Raw genomic sequence first — 24,788 nt, 5'->3', positions numbered from 1 at the left:
TTCAAAACTACAATATACGAGTTACATGTAGTCTGTGATACTCGTTTTGAACAATCTATAAACTATAGTGATATATAATATGCGTTAACTAGGGGAATCAGCGAGATATAGATCCATCATTTATTTCGACGGAGTGAGTTGAGAAAGCGATATCGACTATTTGGGTCATATCCTCTGAATAGGAGACTATTTGTAAGGACTGAGACCGATGAGAGCGCCATTGCCCCAGCAGCGAGGACGGGCTGTAATAATCCAAGTGACGCAAGAGGGATCATCGCAGTGTTGTATCCAAGTGCCCAAAACAGATTTTGTTTGATCTTTGAAAGAGTGCCCTCAGAAATTCGGATAGCGTGAACGACATCAGCAGGGGAATCTCGCATGAGTGTTACTTCGGCTGCTTCAATAGCAACATCAGTTCCAGAACCGAGTGCAGTTCCGACGAACGCCGCCGCAAGTGCCGGTGCATCATTAACACCATCACCGACCATCATCACCCGGCTGTCTTCCGCTGATTGGATTGTCTCAACGGCATCGGCTTTCGCTTCTGGAAGGACCTCTGCGCGGACATTCTCGGGGTCAATACCAACCTGACTCGCGACTGCTTTCGCGGTTCGTTCGTTATCTCCTGTGATGAGATGAACATTTGTTCCGCGGGCACGCAGAGTTTCAACCGCATCCATGGCAGAATCTTTGATTGTGTCCGCATCAGCAATAACACCAACAAGGCGTCGGGTATCGGTTATCTCAGTATCAGTATCAGTATCATCGAGAATCGAGACATCTGGGTTATCAATGACGCCAACAAGCATCGCGGTTTTACCATTGGATTCGAGTTCACGAAGTGTCGACGCTGCAGGGTCGATGTCAATACCTGCATTCTTCAGAAGTCGGTCGTTTCCGACAATGACGGTTTGTTGATCAACAGTCGCGCGGACACCCTGTCCAGGAATTGCATTGAACTCTGTCGCCGTAGGGATATTGAGATCACACTTGCGAGCTGCACTAACAATTGCGTCTCCCAATGGGTGTTCACTGTTTTGCTCAGCGGAAGCCGCAAGGCGAAGAACAGCCATCTCACGAGGGGTTCTCACGAGATCTGGATCTGGATCTATATCTGTCTTTGTTTTTATTTCTGCGTCTACGTCTGCATCCGAATCTGTGTCTATGGATGCACCCGAAGAGCGTGTATTTGAGTCGAGCAAGCCATTATTTTCTGAGTCTAGTTGTCCACCATCTGTCTGTGGATTGAGGGCAATAACATCCGTGACGGACATTTCACCTGTCGTCAACGTTCCCGTCTTATCAAATACAACAGTGTCAATATCTCGAACACGCTCTAATACGTCACCCCCCTCAAATAAGATACCATTTTTTGCACCGATTGTCGTTCCGACCATCGTTGCTGCTGGGGTTGCAAGACCAAGCGCACAAGGGCAGGCGATAAGAACTGCAGAGGCAAACACAAGAACGGCGAATTCAACCGTTGAAACGGTGCCGCCAGCAACAACTGGTCCACCAGCGATAATACCAATTGCTGGAATGAATTCAGTAAGACTCGCTAATGTTGACGGGAAAGCAAACCATAATAATGCCCAAACAACCGCATTGAGGATTACTGCAGGAACAAAGTATGCAGAAATACGATCAGCGAATTGTTGAATATCTGGCTGGCGTGATTGTGCCTCTTTGACTGTTTGGACAATTTGTTGTATTGCGGTATCAGAGCCAATCTTTGTTGCTTCAATAGTAATTACACCATTTTGATTGACGGTTGAGCCAACAACAGTATCTCCGGGGCTCTTTGATACTGGGACAGACTCACCAGTTACCATCGACTCATCAACTGCGGAGGATCCCTCAATAACGGCGCCATCAGTAGGGATTTGCTCACCAGGGCGAACCCGTAGCTGATCACCAACGGTGATATCGGAGACGGGAATAGTTTGCTCGGTGTTATCTTCAATAATCGTTGCAGTATCAGCTTCCATTTCAAGAAGTGCCCGAAGTGCTGATGATGCCTGCCCCTTTGAGCGAGCCTCAAGATAGTTTCCAAGTGTAATGAACACTAAGATAAGTGCAGCAGTGTCGAAATACAATCCTGCCTGCGGAAGAATGTCAAGGAGGGCAACCACAGAGTATAGATATGCGGTTGAGGATCCGAGCGCAATTAGCACATCCATATTCGCCGTTCGGTTACGTACAACTGCGGTGTAGCTATTCTCATAGAACTCTCGACCTAACACTAATTGGATAGGTGTCGCGAGAACAAAAGCAACCCACCCAAATGGAATGTCTAGATATGGGATTGTTGCCGGAATTGCATTTGGCATAAAAAGATGCGCTAAAAGAAACCCAACAAGCGGCGTTGCGAGAACTGCACCGAAAATTGTGAGTCGACGTTGACGGTCTATTTCTGCCGTCCGGGCAGTTTCACGAGCGTCGGTATTGTCGCTCTCGGTGTTTATATCAGTATCATTACTGTTGTTTTCTGTACTTACATCATGACTATTTCGAGGATTTGATCCATCAGCAATCGGCGTGTATCCTGCGCTAGTGATAATATCTGCAAGATCACTCCTCGCCATCATAGCAGGATTATATTGAATTTGTGCTTCATCAATTGCCGCGTTGACATCTGCGGTGAGGACACCAGAAGCCGATTCAAGTGCACTCTCGACTGTTTGCGCACAGGACGAACATGAAAGATCTGTGATGCCGATTGAGGCGCGTTCATCAAGCGGGTCATAACCAGCAGACGAAATTGTATCATACAATTGCTTAACAGAAACTGTGGTTGGGTCATGCGTCACTGCTGCTTCATCCGTCGCAACATTAACTGAGACCGTTTCGACACCGCTAAGCGATGATAGTGCATCTTGAACCGATTGTGAACAAGTAGCACAAGACATCCCCGCGATATCAATGCGTGTGCTCTGAGTGGGCATATTGATATATACGGTGTCTATGCTTACCACGATTTCCCTTTTCAAATCCGGGGTATCAGTGGTCGTTTAGTTTTGATTCTAAAGTTATTATTGTACATCATCACTCCCAGCATTAGTTTTTTATCGGGTATCAGCATCAGCCTCAATTCGGTTATATCGTTTGCGAAAGCGGTCTAAGCATGATGGGCAGCAAAACTGTCGTTTTGTGCCGCCAATTTGTTCACTACGCCCCTCGGTGGTAACGGTATTGCCACACTCAGCGCATGATAGGGCGAATTCGGTCTCGCCGACGGTGGGGCTCCATTCAGCAGTGTCAACGATACTGACATCATAGCTATCAATCCGTGAAGGGTCGACAATATCGTTAATTGCGGCGCGAACGCGGTCTCCACGGACATGAGCAGAGAATGTAATAGTATTATTTGCGGTCATAAATGTGTGTTCAACTTTCGGAGATTCACGAACGGCAGAGTAGACCGAGTCAGCCGCGGATGTCAACGGTCGGAGAGTTACCAAAATAGGGACACCAGCACGGAGTTGTGATCGATCAAGTTCAACAGTAAACCGACGGATAACACCAGACTCACCTAAACGATCAATTCGGTCTGAGACTGCTGGTGGGGAGAGATTGACTACTTGAGCGATGTCGGTGTATGAGCGACGAGCGTCCTCGATAAGGAGTTCAAGAATCTGGATATCGGTCTCATCAAGCATATTTATTAATCTAGCCGATGAAACGACATCTCGACTTTTAGTTTTGATTATAAACATATGACCGCCCATAACAACTGATTCAAAAGTTAAATTGGTTTACATTATAATGTACTACTGCAATATTAGTCGTGAACGAGAATTGATTTCAAAATATATTAGATTAAATTCACCGTGGGAATTAGCCCTGTTGATATACTTCGATAATGTCTCGAAATGAGCGCTAGAGAAGCATGTCGGACAAAAAGTTACATGCAAAATGTTTCTGAAGTAATATGACCCAGTTAATCTACTCGGTCACTTTATGCGTCATCTGAGCCCGATGATTGTGCGTTCTCAACGCGATCAGCGTATGAGTGTAAATCATCAGCAATTGTGCGAGCTTCTGAGGCTGACAGTGTGACTTCATCGGCATGGGCAGGAAGCATTTCAACAGTTGTATGATCAATTTCAACCTGAAGCGTCACATGATCCGGGTTTTTTCGTGGCGCGGTAACGTTTACAACGCCAAGCGTATTTACGTCAAAGTCATGTCCACGGGCACGGACATCGGCGAGGTCGAGTGTTGTGTATGCGTTCACGCGGAGGAGTCGATCACTCATTCGTGTTAGTCGTCCGCGGGTGCAGATGGTCCGGCATCAAGACCGTCATTCTCTGCATATGGATACCACGTACGCTTGGTATTGTGCATCATTGGATCCTCATAATCGGTCTCCTCAGGCGCAACAAATGAATCAAGCTCATCATTATCATGTCTATCGATGAACGCACGGAATGATTCGTCATCGTTACGCTCAGCAGCGAATGTTTCAATCAGATTTGAGATTGCACCGGGAATCTCATCAACAGGAACACGTTGGGTCACCCAGCGTGCGAACTGTGGCTCTGCACCAAGTCCACCGCCAAGACCAACATCGAGAGCCTCAACAGGCTCCCCATTCTTGCGCGTTTTCATCCCTCGAAGGCTGATATCTGCAATCTGTGGTTGTGCACAGGAAGCAGTGCATCCTGATAGGTGGATATGAAACTCGTCAACGTCACCCGGAAGCGTGACATTGTCCTTGAGCCATCGAGCGTATCGAACTTGTCGGTTCTTTGTCTCGACAATGGATAACGAACAGAATTCAGTACCTGTGCAGGCAACAGATCCCCGCATGAATGGAGATGGATCTGGTGAGTAATTTTCGAGAAGTTGCTCACTCGTGAATTCATCAACAGCATCCTTTGGAATATCCGTAACGATGATATTCTGTCGCTGAGAGAGTCGAACTTCACCAGACCCGTATTCAGAGGCGAGATCAGCGAGTTCAAGCACATCAGATGCTCCCATTCGCCCAACAAGGACATTCAATCCAATAAAGTATGATCCGTCGTGCTGTTCATGTACCCCAATCAGGTCATTGCGGTCACCATCTCCGGTATTATATGTGTATTCCTCTCGAACGTCACGTCCAGCCGTGTGTAACTCGAAGTCAACATACTCCGATTGGAGTGTCTCACGAACTTTGTCTGCACCCCACTCGTCGACAAGGAACTTGATACGGGCGTTATATCGATCTTCACGATCGCCGTTATCTCGGAATAACGCTGAAAGTCCACCTGCGACTGTTGACACATCCGCTGGAGGGACCCAAACATCGATGTCACGAGCAAATCGTGGCTCGTTACGAGCAAGACCGCCTCCAACACGAACGTTGAATCCAACAGTCTCCTCACCATCAATCGTTTTGTAGGCTGGTTCAAACGCAAGGTCGTTGATATCGCCTTGACCGGAACCATCAGGCGTACCGGTAACAGAAACCTTCCATTTTCGTGGCAGATTGGAATGATCATCATTCCCCTTGAATGTCTCATTGAGATCATGAATGACTGGCCATGCATCGATAACCTCACGTGCATCCTTACCGGCAACAGGATTTCCAACAATATTTCGCCATGAGTCACCGCATGCCTGTTGTGTCGAAAGCCCGTTTTCTTCAAGCTTCTCGAAGATATCCGGGATATCTGATAATTCAATCCAGTGAAGTTGGATTGACTGTCGCGTTGTGAAATCAGCGTATCCATCACCGAATATTGGATTCACACCAGGACCAGTGGCATATTCGGATGCAATTTCACCGACTACGCGAAGCTGACCAGGCTTCATGACACCGTTTGGTGTCCCGATCCGCATCATAAAGTAACCTTCTTGTCCGTTTCGCTGATGGTAAAGACCCCACCATTTGAACCGCTCAAACCATGCATCTCGTTCATCCTCCGGGATTGTATCATATCCCTCCTCAGCGAACTCAAAGAGATGCTCGCGTATTTCCTGCCCATACACCTCTGATTTCCAGCGTTCGACGTCCGTCGGCATGATAGAATTAATAACGAGGAACAAGAACATAGGTGATAGTGTTTCGTCACCATTCCCCGCTGCTCCCGCTAACCAGAATTTGTTTCCGGTTTTCTTGATTCCCGTGTTCGACGAACAGTTGATTCATCAAATACGGCGAATTCACCGTCTATGACCCGACCAACTGGAAGCCACTCGGTCTCACCGGTTGCACCACAAGCGATACATTGGCCATAGACAATAACTTCAATTGTCTGACCGTTAACACCGACTGTTTGGAAATTTTCAACAACGAAATCAACAAGATCACATGAACAAAAATCAGTTGCTTCAACCCGCCAAAGTTCGCTTACGCTTACTTCTCTATGATCGTTGACGGATATCCATGCACCATCATCAAGTACTCGAAGTCGGACAGTCATAGTATTAACTTGGACCGAACACCACAGTGTGTGACGGAGGATGCAAACGGCGACGATGCCGATGACGTGCACAATCAATCATAATCGCTAGACGGGAGCCGTATGTACCATATAATCTATGTCGCCAATACCAGCATAAAATTCTGGTATTCGGGAGTAGGGGTTGAATTCACTCTTGCAGCGGCTCTTATACAGCAGTAAAGAGATTATTTGAGGTGATGACTGATTTGAATCCACAGTCGGCAATCAACTCGGTTGCTGCAATAGCAATTAAACGAGCGGCGATCGTCGACTCTGGGACGAGAAAAGCTAATACTGAACAGACAAATGAAAATAAGCTCAGATCTGAATCAAAAAAGAATCTTGATGTGACCTCCCGTCAGCATGCGTCCGCAGATGTCGCTCCTGAACTGTATAATGCTGATACACAGGAGTCGTCACAATGACGGGTGTAAGCAGTGATAGTGATCGCCAGATCGATGCTATTGACCCGGAGCAACGCATCGACAGCGACGAACAGGATATAGAGAGTGAGGAATCAAACGTTGACACTGCTTCATCTGACGCTGCATCTACATCAAATGACGAGAGTAGTCACCTCGATGATCTTGCTGATGGTGCTGGATGCACAGAAATCTGGGAACACCTCTCAGAGAGTCGAGATTGACAGGCAGAAGCGGGGTGGAACTTTTACCCGATGCCAGATTATCAATATACGAGATGAGTGAGGATAATTATGACTCTAGTGGGAAACCTAGCAACCGGCTGGATTCAGTGTCGAGACATCGTTCGGAACGAGAGTTCGACATAAACAGCGATATTGATACCAATATCGACGTTGGACCTGAGTCGGATGAGACGAAAATTCAAGCCACTTGTTTAATCACTATCACTGACACTGACACTGATACTAATATTAGCCTCACTATGACACATAATAACAGTAATATTGATAATGATGATTCTGCACCAAGTTTTACTCAACTTCGCAGCGACGGCGGAGACCCCTCAGTTCGTCCACCAGCGGATCGTGAGGAGCCTGTTGGCGAACCAGTTGTTCGGTCTGACCCGGCTATCACAGGACAGCGGGCACGCGAGGCAGTTGAATTTGACCCGACAGACCCAGCAAGTATTACATCGGCTGCACAGACCGTACGGGCATTTTCTGAGAACACTGTTGGTGCTGATGACAATGTGTATATTCTTCGCGGAGCCGCTGCGTGTGCTGCCCTTGTAAGAGGCGTTGGGTCATATAAGCAAGCGGTGGAACGTGCAGGTGGTGATGTTTCAATCTCTTTTGTGCGAAAGTGGGCACGAGTGCATGACCTTCCACAGGCGATTAGACGCCATGTTGCTCGCGGTGATATCGCGCCAACAGCCGCAAAACATATTGCGCGCGTCTCAGGGCTTGATCGGCTTGATCTCGCGTGGGCTGTTATTGATGCTGATCTTACTGTTCGTGAAGTGCGACGGATTGCAAGTGAGGTTGATAATGATACAACCGCGGCTGAAGCACTCGCTGAGCGGGGAATCACTGTTGGATCGATTGAACTTTCATTGCCAATCCCACTATATCGCGAACTGCGACGACGAGCGTCTGTCGAAAATCGTCCGCCGGGTCAAATAGTCAGTAATGCACTCGAAGATACTTTCGAGACTGATTGACATCCTCCTCCGCGTGTAGTGCTCCTGAGAACTTATTGAGGAGTTCAATTCAAAATATTGTCATAGAGTAGCCGTTGATACTGTTGCGTAGGACGATGATTCAAGATGTTTCACGGAGTGCTATGGAAGTGCGGACACGTTACCTCATCTGGTCATCGATGTTCACGGAGATATTTCAGACAATCCTCCTTGTCAGGCAGAAAGATTTCGTTGACACTTTCTCTGCTAACCATCTTGAGATTAGCTACAAATTACGTCCTAAAAAAGTACTCATCGTTACAGATGAGCGATATCTTATATTTTTGCTCACATTGAGTTGCACTGAGATTCCGAACACTACCTCGTCGAACAATATCGGGCTAGACAAAGTACTGGTCCATACCCACCCTTCCGGGGTCTTCCCCCGGTTCAGACACACAGACCACGTGTCACCCGACTTGATATTGTATCAATGTTCCACAACGTCTGCAGAATCTACTTATACTGAATGCAGACTCTAAAACCCTGCCGTCACCAGTATGTTTAGAGGTACAACCCGTCTATAATGCCAATCGAAGCGGTTCATCCGCCCGGTATAACGGACAGTATCAGGAGTTGTATCTGGTCGTTCGACGGTATTCCCGCCGAGTTGATCGCTGTGGAAAGCGTCAGAAAATAAGCAAAGTATTCCCGAATCCACCGTGGATAGAGATAACGGGGTGTGGCACTCCCTGTATCACGACAGGAGACAAACCCGAGGTTTCCAAACTAGCACGGATCGACCGTGCGGGAAAGCCCCGCCGTTCATCAGGAGGATATCACACAAGCATAGTGTGCTAATTGCTCAACATCGCCTCTCCGTCAAGTATAGCTACGAACGCCTACTCAATAAGCGCCTCCATCTGATCAAGATAGTCGGCATATCCTGTGAGTGCAGATTCAATTGGTGCCGCATCAGTCATATCAACACCAGCTGTTTGGAGAATATCGATTGGATATGCTGAGCCTCCAAGTTCGAGTGCACTTCGATAGTCTTCAGCCGCATCTTCTCCGTCTGTATCAATTTGATCAACAATCGCAATAGCGGCTGAAATGCCGGTTGCATACTGATAGACATAAAACGAATAATAGAAATGTGGAATACGCATCCACTCACGAGCGATTCGGTCATCAAGTACCGCTGGTTGATAATATGTTTCTTTCAAGTCACGATATATTTCATCAAAGCGATCAGGCGTGAGTGCGCCACCCTCCTCGATTATTTCGTGAATGGTTGATTCAAATTCTGCAAACATTGTTTGTCTGTAAAGCGTCGAGCGAACACGCTCAAGATACTCATCAAGAATGTGTAAACGAAGCGTGTCATCCTCAAGCGTTTCAAGCAAATGATTAGTTAATAACGTTTCATTGACTGTCGACGCTACCTCAGCAACAAATATTGTGTAATCAGCATACTGCCACGGTTGGGCGTTCTTCGCGAGCTCGGAGTGCATTGAATGACCGAGTTCATGTGCAAGAGTAAACATCGATGAAATATCATCTTGATAATTCATCAGAATAAATGGCTGCGTATCATATGCTCCAGAGGAAAACGCACCAGATCGTTTTCCGCGATTCTCATAGACATCAACCCACCGAGATTCAAGCCCATCAGCGACACGCTGTTGATATTCCGACCCAAGTGGAGCAACGGCATCAGTAATATATGTTGTTGCACGGTCATATGGAATTTTAGGACTCTCATCACCGGTGAGTGAGATGTAAAAATCCCAGGGACGAAGTTCATTAAGATTAAGAGCTGCTTGTTTTAGTCGGGCATGACGATGAAGATGCTCAAGATTATCTCGAACGGTCTCGCACAGAGTATCATATACCGTTACAGGAACATTTGGACCATCAAGTGAGGCAGCACGGGCAGATTCATATCGTCGGGCACGGGCGTATTTGACATCTTTCTTTACGCTGTTTTGTAATGCGGTTCCGACTGTATTCCGAACATCCTTCCACTCATCATAGAACTGCTCGTAAACGGTCTGTCGAAATGCGCGGTCTGGATGTTTTTGTAGCTTTGTGAAGTTTCCAAGAGTTATTTCAATTGTATCCTCACCAGGGTCTGGATGATCAACGGTTGGGAATGTCATGTCGGCATTTGATAACATTCCATAGATATCTGACGGTGAACTCGCGATTTCACCAAGATCTGCAAGCACAGACTCAACCTCGGAAGATCGCGTATGTGGCTTTGCCCGAAGGACATCATCGAAGAAATGTTCATATTGCTTGAGTGCCGGTTCGTGTTCGCAGAATGAGCTTATTTCTTCGCTGTCAAGCTCCTGCAATTCAGGCTCAATGAAACTAATTGCCGAGCGGGCGCGAGATGATAACGACTCAGCTTTCGACTGTCGAGCCTGAGATTCCTGATCACGCGTGTCCTCAGCGCTGCGAAGATTCGCATATGTGCTTACCGTTGCCAATGTTCGGAATATCTCCTCGCGCTGCTCAAGCAACTCCAGAAGTGTTGACGGCGACTCAGTCACATGTCCTTCATATTCTTTGAGATCTGTCAGTTGATCCTGAACTGACTCATACGCTGATTCCCATTCCGCAGCGTCAGTATAGATACCTGAAAGATCCCAGGTATATTCGGTCTCAATCTCGTTTCGTTCGGGAATCGAACTCATATATATAGATAAACGGCAACAGAGGTGAAGCTTATCACTCAATAGTCTGTCTGGACAATCCGGAAGCATTCCACGTTCGACTGATCACCCGAGATTTCAATCCGTGATATTAATTCGCAGACAACTCTCTTCAAAAATAAGAATCAGGCGAGAACGGGGTGATTCTGCCGTGTCCGACGATGGCGGCTTCGCCACTTCGGGCAATCAAACAATGATCGGAAGCAGTCGATGACCGCCCGATTTTCACCGTCTGGATGCATGGTGGGACTGCGACCCTCCAATCCCCACCACTCACACTCACGTTCAGGATTCCTCCGCGCTCACGCCGAGAAAGATATCAATGGCAATGGTATCTTTATTTTATCCAGACCGCGCAATAACCGTGAGAGTGAAGCATGATATGCAGGCGAGATAGGATTTCTATGTTTTCCACAGTTATCATGTCTGTTAGGAGTGTCTCGTTGCACGCGCTTCACGAACGTCAGCACCGTCTCGAACTTTATCATCGCAATTTGGGCATACACGAGGACGATCCAGTTCTTCAGGGGCAAACACGCGTACATACTCCGCGGTGACAAATGAACCACAGTTCTCACAGTGCGGCATTAATTCCGCATCTTTGCCCAACTATCATAATATTTAGGGACAAATACATGAATTTAGGATATTTTATAATGTTTGTATATACGTTTGAGGAATGTTCGTATCATGATATCCTACCAGTCGGTGAGTGTCCGAGTTAGAATATGATACAGTCCGCTCAAGAGTACTACTCAGTGTGATTTCATTGGGTCTATGAGTCGGCATCGTCGTGTACATTACTGTCAGTGTCTGAGTTTGTCACTAGTTCTGATCTGATCCTGATTTTGACACAATGTGCTCAGCAACACGTGCCTGGGTAAGACAGCGCTGATATCGATGTGTAAAAACAGATTTGAGAGAGTTAATTGCACGATTATCTATTCGAAAAGTAGCATCTGGATATGTAACCCTTGTCAAAATAAGTGGTTCCGGGGAGGCTGTCGGAATACCATCTGGACCGGTTTGTGGCACTGTATTCAACAGTCCTGTAAGTGTTTCAATTGTCATCGACTCTGAGCCAACGCCGCGAAGTGCAGACATAAGACGACGAATGAGTGATCGGGGGAATCCATCAGCAGTTATTCGTGCAGTAATGAAGGGATCATCAAACTCGAGTGTGATCGATAACTTGCGTGTCGTGCCATCATCATCGGATGTGAAATTGTGGAAGTCATGCTTACCAGAAAGTATCTCTGCAGCAGTGTTGAGCCGATTCATATCAAGTTCTGGTCCATACAGATAATATGTATATGTCCGTTGGAGAGCATCATGAGTGGCATGAAATCCAGATTGAACATCAGCACTTGCCCATGCCCGGACGCTTGTAGGAAGTTCACTATTTAATGCTCGAGGTGTGCACCATGAGGGGCACTCAAATCCGACTGTTTGTCTGAGTGCTGATACACCAGCATCCGTTCTGCCTGCTGCTGCGTATCCTGATGGCTTCGAATCAGTATCACGGTTAAACACATCAAGTGAGTCAAGTGCATCAAAAAGCGAATCCTCAACGGTTGGCACCGACGGTTGCCGCTGAAATCCAGAGAATGGACGTCCATCGTATGCAAGCCGAAATGCACGCATCTGAGCCGACATCTTAGGGGCGTAATGGCGTGAGCAGGTAGTATTTGAGAGTCATAATACTGTAATATCGGTGAATGATTGATTACACTACGTCTTCGTATGTTGGTGCATCATGATCGCCAGGGAATGCTTCCACAGGAACCGTTGTTTGATCACCGGAATTCATATCTTTAATTGTGATTTCATCATTCTCAAGATCCCGCTCTCCAACGATGATGACTGTCTCAGCGTTAATACTGTCTGCGTAACCCATCTGTGCACCGAAGCTCCGATCAGCAATATCAATCTCGACAGTGTTTTTGCTTACACGTAATTCACGAGCAATTCGAGTGGCAACAGAGCGAGTATCACCGACAGTAAGAATGTAATAGTCTGTTGTCAACTCCTCAGTCGGCCAGACACCAGCACGCTGGCATAACAGTGACAATGGTGCGAGACCAGGAGCAACTCCGACCGCGGGTGTTGGTTGCCCACCAAAACTTTCAATTAAGTTATCATATCGTCCCCCACCAAAGACAGATCGAGATACCTCGCCGGTTGCATCAAAGCACTCAAACACAACGCCAGTGTAATAATCGAGTCCACGTGCAGTTGTTAATGAGATATCACAAAACTCACCGACACCAAGATCATCAACGGCAGCGAGGACCGAGCGCAGATTTTGCACTGCGGTTGTGACTGTATCGTTGCCAACAGTTGCAATTTCATCTAAATCAGCCGTTGTTAGAAGATCATCAAATGACTGTGCTTGGTCATAACTAAGTCCAGCATCGGTGAGTAGTCCGTGATACTCCGCTTGCTCAATCTTCGCACGCTTATCGACTGCACGGATGGCAGCGCGGATATCAATATCGGCATCATCATTCGTAATCGAGGCTAAAAGTCCGCTCAGGATATCACGGTGTGAGACTCGGAACTCAAAGTCAGATGCAGTCAGTCCAAGATTCCTCAAAGCGTCAGCAGCAAACGCAAGAATCTCAGCGTCAGCTATTGGATCGGCAGTACCGAAGATATCGACATTTGTCTGGTAAAATTCTCGGAACCGTCCTTGCTGGACCTGCTCATACCGCCAGAATGGTCGCGTGGAAACCCATTTAATTGGCTTTGAAAGTGCTTGTTGTTTGTCAACAACCATCCGTGCGACCGTCGGCGTCAGTTCGGGTATTAATGTTACATCCCGTCCGCCATCATCGCTAAACGCATACAACTCTTCTTCAATACCCTCACCGCTCTTATCGACATACATTTGTGTCTGTTCAAGCGTTGGCGTCCCCACTTCACGGAATCCATACTGAGTTGCGGTCGTCTCAAGTATATCAATAACTTGCCGTCGAGCGGTCATCTCGGGGGGGTAAAAGTCGCGAAACCCCTTCAATCGGTCATACATACGCCGCGTTTCGGCAGTCTTGCGCTTGAAGCTGTTGAACCACATTAGACAGCATATTGCCAATCACCGATATGACGAGAGTCGATAATCAAATGGAGGTGAGAAGATAGCTCAGATTACGATCATCGTTATTCATCTATGTTATGTGTCATCATTGGAGCGGAGATGATTGACATATGATTGTGTATGCGCTGGGAAGATAGATGTGACAGCCTCAGGTCCGACACGGTCAGCAATCAGTGTGCGGAGTTCTGTTTCATAATCACTTTTCGGAATTTCAACTGAGGGTCCCGTGTCTATACTCAGGCGTTCTGTGACTAGTTCATCAATCGCATGGTGACCAAACCCACTGAGTGGTGAAAGATAATCGATGTCATGGCGATCCTCAAGACTCTGTGCTTGCGCCCGTGAGATAGTTGGGACGCGGTCATCGCGACGTGTCCCATCCGCAATGGCGGTGACATCCAACTGTGCAGCCATCTCAAGTGCATGTTCATGGACACGTTGAATCCCATTTCGCGGATATCCATCTTCGATCATCGTCGTTACGGCTGCTTCAGCGACATCTTGGTCAAGCTCAATTGTTTCAAATGAGTATCCAAGTTGGTCAGCCGCTACAGCAGCATGTTGCCAGTCGTCTGTTATTCCAAAGGAACCAGTGATAAGATGGATATCGTAGAATTTCTCAAGAAGTAATGCTGCAAGTGAGGAGTCTTTGCCACCGCTGTAAAGAACTGCAAGATCCACAACTACATTATCGACGACGAATGTTATAGCTCTTTGAGTCAGGTTTCAACTCTTGAAGCAACTCACGCATTTGATCCTCGTCGATACGGTCCTGAATCCGACCGCTCTGTGCAAGAGTGACAAGTTGCTTTTTTACCTTCTCTGCAAAATCGGGCTTCGACATTTCGATTGCATTCAATCGCTGTCGAGCGCCATCAGTCAAGTGCTGTTTCAACAGAGCCTCCTGCTGCGCTTCAGCCTTCTCACGAGCGGCCTCCTGCGCGGCAGCAGTATTATCAGATGTCTGGCTCTGTTGACCGTCTGCTTGATCGCGGAGTTCCTCCATCCGCTGCTGTCGAAGCTCATCTAAATCATCAGGAGTTTCACTCATCGATATATAATTCCCTCTGATTGTTAAAAACGATTACGGGGTCTGAGTGATGCGCGATCGGTCGAAATTATGGTTTTCATAAAACTGTCTATGCGTAGCGCTCAAGCTCGGGACGGTCCAACTCTTCAAGTACATCAGAAGCAGCGTTATCAAGAAATTGCTGACCCTCTGGTGAGATACGCCGACCTTGCCCTTTTGCGGTTGAAACGAGTCCTTCGTCCTCAAGTTGTTGAAGCGCAGTCCGAATGATGTTTTTACTGCCTGTTGTCGAGTGATCACTGGCAACTCGATATCGATTTGACCCACGCTTACGACCACCGTATTCAGCTGCAAGATGATCAATACCAATCGGACCATTCTTTGCGACTTTGCGCAATAATGAAGCAGCACGGACATACCAGAAGTCATCCTGTTGAGGTGGGAGTTCACGGCTCTGTCCAGACTTTGCATACGCCATCCACTCGGGCTCTTCAATCCGATCGGCAAGTCGGTCGGCGACATCCTCGATAAGGGCATCCGCCGGCACATCATATACACTAACCATATGCATCGATACCTGCCGATATCGTTTAAAGCCATCGTATCACCGCTTCATGGCTCAAGACCGGCGGTTAATCAGTAAAGTAATCCGGTGAGATTACGATGCGCACGATGACAGAACCCTGTGAGCGCAGAGTGAATCGCCTCTCGATCAATCAGGACCTCAAGTTGAGATAGATTAACCTATGTTATTAGTGAGTTTCAATTAGGGCTGCCGATATTAGCACCACTGCTAATCCAAGCGACTACACCACCACCAAGGATAACGGGAACCCAATAGATGGCACCGCGGAAAATGACTACCGCTGTGACTGCAATCGCCTCAGTTACGTGTGGAAGTGGAGCAGCTAATAGCAAAAAGACAAGCACTGTCTCAATCCCACCGGCACCGCCGGGTAATGGCGTCACCCCAGCAATAGTAGCAATTGGGACGATAATCAAAATAAATGTCGTTCGAAGTTCGATTCCAATAGCACGGAATGCAAGCCATAGTGCAGTCATCTGACAGATCCATCCAATCGTTGATGCACCTAGAGCAACAGCGAGTTGTCGGGGGTTTGCAGCAACACGTTCGATTGCTCGAAAGAATCCCTCAATACGAGTTTCAATCTCTGCTTCAGCAATATCCGGCAGGCGAGGAACAATATCCGCAACCCAATGAATCATTGGTGCAAGTGCATGCACAACACGATGTTCAATTTCATATCGATATCGCCACGCAGCGTATGCAAATATCAAAATGGTGGTGGCAAGAGTAATGACCACAATACTCCCAAGAAGTATGTTTGAGCGTGAGCCAAGTGCAACTTCTGTTGTAAAGTATCCCACACCAATTAATGCAATTGTGATTGAGGGAATTAGATTCAATGTATCGACGCTTGCGATTGCTGCAAGACTCGTCTCGTACTCGGCATCGGCAGTCCGTGAAATTAGATATGCGGTGATGGGCTCACCGCCGGCTTGTCCGAATGGGGTGACATTATTGGAGAACATCGCACCAGCAAATACTAAAAACGACGCAGCATACGAGAGATGCACGTCAAGCGTTTGAAGTACTGTATGGAGTGACACACTCCATGCAAAGAGCCAGGTAAGCGTCGCCCCAATGACTAGTGCAACATATTGTGGGTTAGCCGTGCGCACTGTTGCGATGAGCTCTTCAACGCCGGCAAAAGCGAATAGCGCAGCGAAGATGATGATGACGCTACCGAACCCGATGATGGTAGTTCGGATGTCATCAATATTCATATATTTGTACTTTGCTGTCTTGATTATCAACCCATCGAAACCCTCAACAACAGGTTATACTGATTGATATCCTCCTCGTTCTGAATAGCGAGGATTCTCCGCGGGACAACACGCCAACCGTGCGTCTCCAACGGAACCCTGGCTGAGACTATCGGAGGCTCGGTTGTGGTTTGTGAGTACTGCGTCAGACCACCAGAGGTGGTGTGGTATGTCTGAGATTGAGTATCCGTTTGCATCTCACGGGCTATGCCATCGACCCGATTCGATCATGATGTCTGAGTAGAACATTCGACACAAGATTGCTTTTTATTACCCTTATGATGATTTATTATCCACACAGATTGAGATGATATCACGAGATGACAAACGCGTATTACTACAGATGTGATGATACTGTATATGGACGAACGTAACGCGCTTGGGCAAATAGCAAAGACCCTGCCACAGGCAGGCGACGATGCAGCAGTGATCTCACTAGACTCAGTATCACTCGTTATCACGACCGATATGCTCCATGAGACGACAGATTTCCCAGATGGGACCACCAGATACACCGCAGGATGGCGTGCCGTTGGTGCCTCACTTTCAGATATCGCTGCAATGGGTGGACAGGCTACCGCTGCCGTCGCTGTATATGGTGCGCCAGCATTTGATCCAGATGAAATAGACTCATTTATTGCCGGTGCAATTGATGTGTGTGATGCTGCTAATGCTCAGTATGTTGGTGGCGATCTCGACACAACATCGGAACTAACTATCGCAACAACAGCACTCGGTACTGTTACTCATCCATCGTATCGCCACGGTGCACGGATTGGTGATTGTATATGTGTGACTGGCAACCTTGGACGGACAGCAGCAGGCCTGAAAGCATTTGAGACCGGTGATATTGCACATGCAAACGAACTGTTTCGGTTTACCCCCCGCGTGAACACTGGAGCAGCGCTCGCAAAACATACAACAGCGATGATGGATTCGTCTGATGGACTTGCACGGTCGGTTCATCAACTTGCGTCTGCTTCTGAGGTTGGAATGTCACTACACTGGGACGCCATCCCGACACATCCAGATGTGAAAGAATATGTTGATGACGTGTCGACACGGCGGGAACTCACGACAACAGTCGGTGAAGATTTTGAGCTCGTATTGACACTTCCATCATCGGAACTCGCAAATGCTCGTGAGACAACATCAGTTCCGTTACATGTCATTGGCGAAGTCACGGAATCCGATAATGGAATTATAGTAGACGATGAATCACTTCCAGATGAGGGATATACGCACGCCACGAAGTGAACTACACCGTACTCCGCTGTCGCTCCGGTGAGGACGGGGCTTCCGTGCTCTCGTATCGGATATTTTGTTTCAACGACGGAATTTGAAAACAACTCGTCTCGATAACGAGTCCCATCAAAGATTCCGGTCTCCGACAGACGTTCTGATTCGAACTGTCTAAGTCCTAGATTTGAGCCCGCAGAAAACAGTTCTTCTCGCTCAAAATCCACTCACAATTCTTCCGATCCAAGACGCTGAACTTCTATTGAAGTAGTTTGATCTCTGTCTGTTCTGTAACCACACGACGGATAGGAGTGTAGTTGAACCAATAATGGCTTGTCCGATTCGATAACCGCACTCTGCACTTCGCACTTCGCACTTCGTTTTGTCGTGTACCTAACTGACTGTTGCGACTTCAATCGGGACAAGCAAGAAACACAGTGCTCCAAGAGCGAAAGTAAGCACTCCAAGGAGGACCCGAGGAATGCCAAGTGGTGCATCATCAATGGGGTTTGCAGGACCTTTGAACGCAACAAACGCCGAAAGGACTCCCCAGAATGCCCACAGTCCAACCGACTCATTAAATGCATAACCAAGACCGTAGTGCAGATATGCTGAAAGTGCAATAAGACTGACTGGAACAAGAGCGGCAACACGCTCTTGAGTAGTCCCAAGCATCGCTCGAAGAATGTGTCCACCATCAAGTTGTCCAACAGGAAGCAGATTAAGTACAGTAAAAAACATGCCAACCCACCCACCGATAATGATGGGAGATACAGACATACGGGGATCGTTGTACGCTGTTGGCTCTCCAATGACAGTCGCAATTATATCAAGGAGTGGTGGATTATTGAATATAATCATTTGACCGCTTTGCTCCATAGCCCGCGCTGGAATCTGAATGGGTGACTGAGTAAGACCAATGACAGTCACAATCACTGTTGCCGTCAGTCCAGCGAGCGGACCCGCAACACCAATATCAAATAAGGCTCTTCGGTCAGGCATCTGTCCACGCATCCGAATAATCGCCCCGAGTGTACCAAAAGGAAATATAAATGGGATAACGTATGGAAGCGAAACATTAACTCCATGATATCGTCCCATCACGTAATGGCCAAGTTCGTGTGTCGCAAGAACCCCAAGAATAGCTGCTGTAAACGGTAACGCTTGGAGTATACTTAATGGGTTTGCAAGGAGATCTGATGGTGGGATATAGTACCATGTGATTGCACCGACAAGAAGCGTCGAAACAATCGTTGCAAGAAATAGAAGCATATTCTTCCACGGAATCCCATCAATACTGGTATCAATTGGGCGCGCAACGACAACATCTTCACGTGTTTCTGTGGATGCCACTTCAATTTCATAGCCCGCCTCTCGGAACGCTGGCCATGCCTCACGGATTAACATCTGTTCGGGCACGAGCGACTCACCATAATAGAGGATGCGGTCGCCGTCCCGCTGTGTTTCATAAAGATGAAAAACCGATTGGAGGGCATCGACCGGCGGGTCCACTGCCGGGTCGAGTGATTCCATTGAAGATAAATATGATATAGGGACCAATAAACCTCTTGACTAATGTTATCGTTAAAACAATTGGCGGCAGGAAGACTACTTTGTGCTGATGATACAGCATAGAATCAAGCCATTCATGAATCTAGTATTATATTATCTGACTGGTAATATTTCTGATGATTTGAGTATATCAAACTAGTATACTCGATTAACGAAAACACTCGAGATACTCAACCGAGGATAGTTTTTATTGGCAAACATCATTGAGTGTGATCAGTATGTTATGTATGATATATCAGAGAGATTTGCAGAATTATAAGCTGGATGCTATGACCCCGAGGTAGTTTACGCGACTTCAGTGGTGGTTTCAACGCGCCAGGTAGTTGCACTGGTGTATGACCACTTCTCAACACTCAATTCAGTTGCGGAGTCACGAAGTTTGACCATGAGTGCACCAATTTCTTTCGCTGAAAGTCCAACCTCATCAGCGATGAACTTCGATTTAAAGTACATCTCACCATCTTGTGCCTTCGAAACAAGATAGTTCTTCAGACGCTCTTCTTTTGATCGATCCTCGTCCGCGTTTGTGGAGGGTGTTGCAGTTGTGCTCATCGGTAGTACATGTCTACATATATCCCCCGGGAGTATATATGGGCGAGACTGTTCGGTAAAATTCGGTTTTATTCACGATATAGATAGTATTTTCAAATTGTTTATTATTGACTCTGTGAGTTGCTTACTTTTTATAATTGTTTTTGATTGTTTATTTCTGCGTCTCAACAGCAAAATTAAATTGGGGCACAGATAACAATATGTTCGACAGTCGTCAGACAGTCAAAGCAATGAACGGTCTATATACAGAGATTTTTGGATATCTGGCGGAGCAACAATTTATATAGTATCTATTGACCAGCCATAGGTCGATGATTTTTGACTTTTCGTATTCGCCTACTTTAATTAGAAATTATATCAGTTGCGTTCGTGAACCCAGAAGTCCTCCTCAATGGTCGTCTCATGTTTGAAGATTGGAACCTCAGCTTTCAGTCGATTAATTCCATCCGAAACTGTTTCGAATGCTTCCGCTCGATGCCCGGCTAAGACAACGACGAAGACGATGTCTTCTCCGTTGTTGATAATACCTGTTCGATGGAATAATTCGACCGCAAATACACCATCACGTTCGCTTAATTCAGACTCAATTTCACGCATCCGGTTATCAGCGACTGAATCATATGTTTCAAATCGGAGGCGAACAGTTTCCGGGTCATCATCACTGTCACGTGCTCGCACTCGCCCTGTGAAGGTTGCAATCGCACCGGCATGATCTGCATCTGAAGATGACTTCACTCGATCAATGAGTGTTGAAAGAGTGATATGGGGTTCAACAGATTCAATTGCAGTAACAACATCTTCAGTATCGATTGCTGTTGCTGTCTCAGCAGTGAGGACAACATGAGTGGAGTCAGGATCAATATCTGTCACTGCAGTCTCAAGTAATACTGTTGGAATGCGTGCATTTGATGCGCCGATAACAAGTGTATAATCGACCGTCGTTGAGAGTTCATCAAGAATGTCGACCACGCTGTGATTTTCCCCGCTCGCACGCCAGTGACCAGTATCCGCAAGGTCATATCGTGTTGTCACATCATATGATGTGTCGTGTGGATCGTTGAATGTCTGATCTATCGTCTCCTGTGTCTCGATAACTGCAACCGCGCCATCAAGTTGAGCAATGACATCACTACAGAGCGCTCCTGCATCTTGCCCAAGGATCCCGAGCACTTGCATAATTTCCTTCGAGTGACCAATCGGTTTCATATTGTCGGCGCGTGGATTCAGATTATTGAAACCACAGGCTAAAACTCTCTTTCCTCATGGTGAGAAGGATATCAAAGGTTTGGATGTGTGATTCAACTAGCATCAATATTGGTTGATAACTCTTAAGCCCGATTCGAGGCAATCACGTTCAATGAGAGTTGTCGTCTCCATCGGCGGGAGTGTCCTTGCTCCTAATCTCGATGCACGACGCGTTGAAGACCACGCGGCGGTTGTCGAGACGCTTGCCGAGGCGGGATATGATATTGCAGCGGTCGTCGGTGGTGGTGGCGTGGCTCGCGACTACATCGGGACTGCTCGAGATTTAGGCGCAAATGAAGTCCAACTGGACCAAATTGGCATCGATGTGACGCGAATTAACGCACGGTTGCTTATTGCTGCGCTTGGGTCGCGTGTTGACCCTAAAGTTGCACGGGATTATGAGGACGCGGGTGATGCTGTGCGACGCGGTGATATATCCATAATGGGTGGAATTATGCCAGGACAGACGACTGATGCGGTCGCTGCTGCGCTTGCTGAGTACGTCGATGCAGACTTACTCGTGTATGCAACAAGTGTTGATGGCGTGTACGATGCTGACCCAAGTTCACAGGATGAAGCTCAAAAGTATACGCAGTTGCTGCCAACCGAATTAGTCGATGTTGTTGCACCAATGAGTCGTGATGCTGGTGCGTCTGCACCCGTTGACCTTCTTGCAGCAAAGCTCATTCAGCGAGCAGGGATGCGAACAATTGTTCTTGATGGAGCTGACCCACAACACATCGAATCAGCCGTTCTCGATGGTGAACATAACGGAACAGATATTATCCCTCCCGACGGGAAAGATGATTTAGCAACATGGGTTCACGCTGAGCAATAACTACCGATGAATAATGACACACAGACTGCCGAGACAGAGAATGCTGAATCAACAGATGAAGATGAACCACAGACACACGCATTTTGGGCTGCAACCGCTGCGGATGAGATTGAAGAGACTGACCCAACTGATCCGATTGTAATCAAAGGTGGGGTGTCACCATCTGGAGTTGCACATCTTGGGAATTTCAATGAAGTAATGCGGGGGTACTATATTGCTGAGGTGCTTCGAGAGCGTGGTCATGAGGTAAGACAGGTGTTCACGAGTGACGACCGCGACCCATTGCGGAGTCTCCCACAAAGACTTGCTGATGATACTGGTGAGATTGTTGGTTTAGGCGATGTCGACGCCGGTGCTCTTGGTCGGAATTTAGGGCGACCATACACTGATATCCCCGACCCATTTGGCGAATCGAAGTCATACGCCGCTCATTTCACAAAATTGTTAGCAGCCGATGCTGACCGTCTCGATATTCCGGTTGAGATAATCTCGAATACTGAATATTATCAAGAAGGGAAATTTGAGGAGAGTATCAAATGTATACTCGAAGATATTGATACCGCACGTGAAGTACTCAGCGAGTATCAATCAAAGGTAGATGAGGACTACGTTCCATTCAATCCGCTCTGTCAAAACTGTGGAAAAATAACAGAAACTGTCACCGATATTGATCTTGACGCGCAGACAGTCACATATCAGTGTACCGATATGACTGCCGGTGAAAAGACAATTGACGGGTGTGGACATGAAGGTGTAGCGACATTCCGAGAGGGGAAACTTCCGTGGCGGTTCGAATGGCCTGCACAGTGGCAAATTCTTGATGTCGATTTTGAGCCGTTTGGTAAGGACCATGCTGAGGGATCATGGCCGTCCGGAACGGATATCGCCGAAAACGTTCTTGATACTGTTCCTCCTATCCCGATGGTGTATGAGTGGTTCACAGTCAATGATGAGTCATTGTCTTCATCGACAGGAAATATAGTAACAGTTACTGAGCTCCTCACGCTGCTTGAACCAGCCGTTATTCGGTATTTCTTTGCACTTGACCCGCGGCGGGCGCGTGATCTCGATCTTGAGAATCTTGACCAACTTGTTGATGATTTTGACCGATTTGAGCGTGCATACTTCGATGGGGTGAATGATGAGTCAATAAATGAATTTGCTGAACAGGCATATCCATATGTCGTTGAGAATATTGACTCAGAACGTGTTCGGCTTCCATATACTTTTGCGGCAGTACTGGGGATGACGGACGACCGATCACTCCAGATTGAGATGGCACGTAATGAAGGTCATATTGATGCAGAAACGCCTGAATGGGCAGTTACTGATGCGCTCAATCGTATCGAGAAAGCCCGTATATGGGCAGAGCGAATGGATAATACATACAATTATCAATTACAGGAAACCCAACCGGCTATTGATATTGATCCAACATCAGATACAGCAAAAGCCCTCGATACACTCGCTGAGGTTGTTGCAGAGGGAAGTGATGGTGAGGAGATTCAAGAGGCAATTTTTGACATTGCAAGAGATTATGACATTCCCGTTGGTGAGTTCTTCGAAGTCGGATATCAGCTATTTTTCGATCAGTCAGCGGGTCCCCGTCTTGGCAAGTTTCTTGGCGAACTTGATGCTGAGTTTGTTGTGCAGCGCCTCCGCCGAGAGGGGTGACGCATCAATGAAAGCTGAAATCATCGTATACAATCAATATCAATTACACTGAATCACATTGAATTATTTCAGGGTCAACCCTGTGATGATTGAGTTATAGATTTGTAGGGTTCATTCGAAAATACAGTATCACATATTGAATGGATTATACTATAGTCGATTTTGAGTCGATCTTGGTATTATCCCGGTCAGTTATGCTGAATGGATGCACGGCTGAGATGTTATTCAGACTGACGGTTTGGATAGTCAGAGTTCAATATCTTCGATAGCATCGGCAACGATCGTGCCAACAACAGCAAGTTGTGGGTCAATTTGAGTGGTAAACAACTCAATACTGAATTGATCGCGAAGTGAAAGCGCGCCTGTGACTATTCCTGCCTGGGTGCCACCTGATGCAATAATCTCACACGAGAAGGGTAGAATGCTACTGAGAAGACGGCGTGCGACCGCCACTGGGGGTCTATCTTCTCGTAACGTGGCAACGATATGACCATCATCATTGGAGAGTGTGTATTCATGTTGGAGATGGGAGATTACATTACGTCGAACAGTCCCGACTCGTTCGCCGGTCTGGGCATCAATAATATCGTATGTATTTGCTTCATCAACGGTCGCTGTCGGGGTTTCTCGGATACCGAATTGGTCGGTTCCCGTTTGTGGATCACTAAATCGAAAGCTTTCGCTTCGTTGGAGTGTGCTATACGCGGTCTTGAGAATCGGGGTTTCATTTTCATATATGTGATATGCTGTCCCGAAGCCGAACCCTCGACGTACCTCATAATACCGACTCTCGAACATGACCGTGGGTGGTTCTCATTAATATAAACATTCTCGTGCATTCACCTTATTGACAATTTGGTGAGTATATGAGCGAGATCATCAATATAATGACGATCAGTATTGAGTGCTGATATTTTCCCCTGCCATGGATTCAGCA

23 protein-coding genes are annotated in these 24,788 nt (G+C 47.0%); 6 read left to right on the top strand and 17 right to left on the bottom strand.

Going from position 1 to position 24,788, the window contains the following annotated elements:
- Positions 1-116: 116 nt before the first annotated feature.
- The 5 genes from HQRW_RS00705 to HQRW_RS00685 form a co-directional block, all read right to left on the bottom strand.
- Positions 117-2,945, bottom strand: a complete 2,829-nt coding sequence (locus HQRW_RS00705) for a heavy metal translocating P-type ATPase (RefSeq protein ID WP_014555051.1) — start codon at positions 2,943-2,945, stop codon at positions 117-119.
- A gap of 120 nt (positions 2,946-3,065) precedes the next feature.
- Positions 3,066-3,659: an AsnC family transcriptional regulator gene (locus tag HQRW_RS00700; protein ID WP_014555050.1), complete on the bottom strand. Its 594-nt coding sequence runs from the start codon at positions 3,657-3,659 to the stop codon at positions 3,066-3,068.
- A 299-nt stretch (positions 3,660-3,958) separates the two neighbouring features.
- On the bottom strand, positions 3,959-4,258 hold the full coding sequence (locus HQRW_RS00695) for a DUF6360 family protein (RefSeq protein ID WP_014555049.1): 300 nt from the start codon (positions 4,256-4,258) through the stop codon (positions 3,959-3,961).
- Positions 4,259-4,263: 5 nt separating this feature from the next.
- Positions 4,264-6,012, bottom strand: a complete 1,749-nt coding sequence (locus HQRW_RS00690) for a nitrite/sulfite reductase (RefSeq protein ID WP_011570411.1) — start codon at positions 6,010-6,012, stop codon at positions 4,264-4,266.
- A 68-nt stretch (positions 6,013-6,080) separates the two neighbouring features.
- Positions 6,081-6,413, bottom strand: a complete 333-nt coding sequence (locus tag HQRW_RS00685) for a hypothetical protein (protein ID WP_014555048.1) — start codon at positions 6,411-6,413, stop codon at positions 6,081-6,083.
- 218 nt (positions 6,414-6,631) lie between these two features.
- Between HQRW_RS00685 and HQRW_RS00680 the strand changes: the two genes are divergently transcribed.
- From HQRW_RS00680 to HQRW_RS00670, 3 genes are all read left to right on the top strand, one after another.
- Positions 6,632-6,859 (top strand): hypothetical protein, encoded by a 228-nt coding sequence (locus tag HQRW_RS00680; protein ID WP_014555047.1) that lies wholly within the window; start codon positions 6,632-6,634, stop codon positions 6,857-6,859.
- On the top strand, positions 6,856-7,080 hold the full coding sequence (locus HQRW_RS00675) for a hypothetical protein (RefSeq protein ID WP_014555046.1): 225 nt from the start codon (positions 6,856-6,858) through the stop codon (positions 7,078-7,080). The genes HQRW_RS00680 and HQRW_RS00675 overlap by 4 nt, the downstream gene beginning before the upstream one ends.
- Before the next feature lie 260 nt (positions 7,081-7,340).
- The gene (locus HQRW_RS00670) at positions 7,341-8,078 is read left to right on the top strand and encodes a DUF7119 family protein (RefSeq protein WP_394324574.1); all 738 of its coding nucleotides are present in this window, start codon (positions 7,341-7,343) and stop codon (positions 8,076-8,078) included.
- 860 nt (positions 8,079-8,938) lie between these two features.
- Here the strand turns inward: HQRW_RS00670 and pepF are convergent.
- The 8 genes from pepF to HQRW_RS00635 all read right to left on the bottom strand — a co-directional run bounded on the left by pepF (position 8,939) and on the right by HQRW_RS00635 (position 16,692).
- Positions 8,939-10,738 (bottom strand): oligoendopeptidase F, encoded by a 1,800-nt coding sequence (gene pepF / locus HQRW_RS00665; RefSeq protein WP_014555043.1) that lies wholly within the window; start codon positions 10,736-10,738, stop codon positions 8,939-8,941.
- A gap of 447 nt (positions 10,739-11,185) precedes the next feature.
- Positions 11,186-11,344, bottom strand: a complete 159-nt coding sequence (locus tag HQRW_RS17130; RefSeq protein ID WP_011570405.1) for a DUF7563 family protein — start codon at positions 11,342-11,344, stop codon at positions 11,186-11,188.
- A gap of 237 nt (positions 11,345-11,581) precedes the next feature.
- Positions 11,582-12,400, bottom strand: a complete 819-nt coding sequence (gene truA / locus HQRW_RS00660) for a tRNA pseudouridine(38-40) synthase TruA (RefSeq protein ID WP_014555042.1) — start codon at positions 12,398-12,400, stop codon at positions 11,582-11,584.
- Between the two features lie 82 nt (positions 12,401-12,482).
- Entirely contained in the window at positions 12,483-13,787 is a 1,305-nt protein-coding gene (gene hisS, locus HQRW_RS00655; protein ID WP_014555041.1) for a histidine--tRNA ligase, read from the bottom strand.
- Positions 13,788-13,928: 141 nt separating this feature from the next.
- The gene (locus tag HQRW_RS00650) at positions 13,929-14,534 is read right to left on the bottom strand and encodes an alpha hydrolase (RefSeq protein WP_011570402.1); all 606 of its coding nucleotides are present in this window, start codon (positions 14,532-14,534) and stop codon (positions 13,929-13,931) included.
- A 7-nt stretch (positions 14,535-14,541) separates the two neighbouring features.
- Positions 14,542-14,904 (bottom strand): DNA-binding protein, encoded by a 363-nt coding sequence (locus HQRW_RS00645; protein ID WP_011570401.1) that lies wholly within the window; start codon positions 14,902-14,904, stop codon positions 14,542-14,544.
- 88 nt (positions 14,905-14,992) lie between these two features.
- On the bottom strand, positions 14,993-15,448 hold the full coding sequence (locus tag HQRW_RS00640) for a 30S ribosomal protein S19e (protein ID WP_014555040.1): 456 nt from the start codon (positions 15,446-15,448) through the stop codon (positions 14,993-14,995).
- 197 nt (positions 15,449-15,645) lie between these two features.
- Entirely contained in the window at positions 15,646-16,692 is a 1,047-nt protein-coding gene (locus HQRW_RS00635; protein WP_014555039.1) for a lysylphosphatidylglycerol synthase transmembrane domain-containing protein, read from the bottom strand.
- A gap of 399 nt (positions 16,693-17,091) precedes the next feature.
- Between HQRW_RS00635 and thiL the strand changes: the two genes are divergently transcribed.
- Positions 17,092-17,988, top strand: a complete 897-nt coding sequence (gene thiL / locus HQRW_RS00630) for a thiamine-phosphate kinase (protein ID WP_014555038.1) — start codon at positions 17,092-17,094, stop codon at positions 17,986-17,988.
- Positions 17,989-18,363: 375 nt separating this feature from the next.
- Here the strand turns inward: thiL and HQRW_RS00625 are convergent, their stop codons facing one another.
- The 3 genes from HQRW_RS00625 to HQRW_RS00615 all read right to left on the bottom strand — a co-directional run bounded on the left by HQRW_RS00625 (position 18,364) and on the right by HQRW_RS00615 (position 21,270).
- Positions 18,364-19,503 carry a site-2 protease family protein gene (locus tag HQRW_RS00625; RefSeq protein ID WP_014555037.1) on the bottom strand — a complete coding sequence of 380 codons (1,140 nt, stop codon included), beginning with the start codon at positions 19,501-19,503 and terminating at the stop codon, positions 18,364-18,366.
- 324 nt (positions 19,504-19,827) lie between these two features.
- A complete protein-coding gene (locus tag HQRW_RS00620) occupies positions 19,828-20,094 on the bottom strand; it encodes a DUF7123 family protein (protein WP_011570396.1) in 267 nt (88 codons plus the stop codon).
- Between the two features lie 357 nt (positions 20,095-20,451).
- Positions 20,452-21,270: a molybdopterin synthase gene (locus tag HQRW_RS00615; protein ID WP_014555036.1), complete on the bottom strand. Its 819-nt coding sequence runs from the start codon at positions 21,268-21,270 to the stop codon at positions 20,452-20,454.
- A 181-nt stretch (positions 21,271-21,451) separates the two neighbouring features.
- Between HQRW_RS00615 and pyrH the strand changes: the two genes are divergently transcribed.
- Complete coding sequence (gene pyrH, locus HQRW_RS00610) at positions 21,452-22,177, top strand: UMP kinase (RefSeq protein WP_011570394.1); 726 nt, start codon at positions 21,452-21,454, stop codon at positions 22,175-22,177.
- A gap of 6 nt (positions 22,178-22,183) precedes the next feature.
- Positions 22,184-23,851 (top strand): lysine--tRNA ligase, encoded by a 1,668-nt coding sequence (gene lysS, locus HQRW_RS00605; protein WP_014555035.1) that lies wholly within the window; start codon positions 22,184-22,186, stop codon positions 23,849-23,851.
- Positions 23,852-24,097: 246 nt separating this feature from the next.
- Here lysS and HQRW_RS00600 read toward each other — a convergent pair whose 3' ends face one another.
- A complete protein-coding gene (locus HQRW_RS00600) occupies positions 24,098-24,649 on the bottom strand; it encodes a hypothetical protein (protein WP_014555034.1) in 552 nt (183 codons plus the stop codon).
- Positions 24,650-24,788: the final 139 nt, after the last annotated feature.

This window comes from Haloquadratum walsbyi C23, from assembly GCF_000237865.1.
Classification (GTDB): Archaea; Halobacteriota; Halobacteria; order Halobacteriales; family Haloferacaceae; genus Haloquadratum; species Haloquadratum walsbyi.
The sequence above is the reverse complement of the archived record's forward strand: the minus strand, read 5'-3'. Positions and strand labels throughout refer to the sequence as shown.

Bases quoted from the DNA above. Each gene is read 5' to 3' on its own strand.
- HQRW_RS00705 (WP_014555051.1), bottom strand. From the start codon at position 2,945: ATGCCCACTCAGAGCACACGCATTGATATCGCGGGGATGTCTTGTGCT.
- HQRW_RS00700 (WP_014555050.1), bottom strand. From the start codon at position 3,659: ATGCTTGATGAGACCGATATCCAGATTCTTGAACTCCTTATCGAGGAC.
- HQRW_RS00695 (WP_014555049.1), bottom strand. From the start codon at position 4,258: ATGAGTGATCGACTCCTCCGCGTGAACGCATACACAACACTCGACCTC.
- HQRW_RS00690 (WP_011570411.1), bottom strand. From the start codon at position 6,012: ATGCCGACGGACGTCGAACGCTGGAAATCAGAGGTGTATGGGCAGGAA.
- HQRW_RS00685 (WP_014555048.1), bottom strand. From the start codon at position 6,413: ATGACTGTCCGACTTCGAGTACTTGATGATGGTGCATGGATATCCGTC.
- HQRW_RS00680 (WP_014555047.1), top strand. From the start codon at position 6,632: ATGACTGATTTGAATCCACAGTCGGCAATCAACTCGGTTGCTGCAATA.
- HQRW_RS00675 (WP_014555046.1), top strand. From the start codon at position 6,856: ATGACGGGTGTAAGCAGTGATAGTGATCGCCAGATCGATGCTATTGAC.
- HQRW_RS00670 (WP_394324574.1), top strand. From the start codon at position 7,341: ATGACACATAATAACAGTAATATTGATAATGATGATTCTGCACCAAGT.
- pepF (WP_014555043.1), bottom strand. From the start codon at position 10,738: ATGAGTTCGATTCCCGAACGAAACGAGATTGAGACCGAATATACCTGG.
- HQRW_RS17130 (WP_011570405.1), bottom strand. From the start codon at position 11,344: ATGCCGCACTGTGAGAACTGTGGTTCATTTGTCACCGCGGAGTATGTA.
- truA (WP_014555042.1), bottom strand. From the start codon at position 12,400: ATGCGTGCATTTCGGCTTGCATACGATGGACGTCCATTCTCTGGATTT.
- hisS (WP_014555041.1), bottom strand. From the start codon at position 13,787: ATGTATGACCGATTGAAGGGGTTTCGCGACTTTTACCCCCCCGAGATG.
- HQRW_RS00645 (WP_011570401.1), bottom strand. From the start codon at position 14,904: ATGAGTGAAACTCCTGATGATTTAGATGAGCTTCGACAGCAGCGGATG.
- HQRW_RS00640 (WP_014555040.1), bottom strand. From the start codon at position 15,448: ATGGTTAGTGTATATGATGTGCCGGCGGATGCCCTTATCGAGGATGTC.
- HQRW_RS00635 (WP_014555039.1), bottom strand. From the start codon at position 16,692: ATGAATATTGATGACATCCGAACTACCATCATCGGGTTCGGTAGCGTC.
- thiL (WP_014555038.1), top strand. From the start codon at position 17,092: ATGGACGAACGTAACGCGCTTGGGCAAATAGCAAAGACCCTGCCACAG.
- HQRW_RS00625 (WP_014555037.1), bottom strand. From the start codon at position 19,503: ATGGAATCACTCGACCCGGCAGTGGACCCGCCGGTCGATGCCCTCCAA.
- HQRW_RS00620 (WP_011570396.1), bottom strand. From the start codon at position 20,094: ATGAGCACAACTGCAACACCCTCCACAAACGCGGACGAGGATCGATCA.
- HQRW_RS00615 (WP_014555036.1), bottom strand. From the start codon at position 21,270: ATGCAAGTGCTCGGGATCCTTGGGCAAGATGCAGGAGCGCTCTGTAGT.
- pyrH (WP_011570394.1), top strand. From the start codon at position 21,452: ATGAGAGTTGTCGTCTCCATCGGCGGGAGTGTCCTTGCTCCTAATCTC.
- lysS (WP_014555035.1), top strand. From the start codon at position 22,184: ATGAATAATGACACACAGACTGCCGAGACAGAGAATGCTGAATCAACA.
- HQRW_RS00600 (WP_014555034.1), bottom strand. From the start codon at position 24,649: ATGTTCGAGAGTCGGTATTATGAGGTACGTCGAGGGTTCGGCTTCGGG.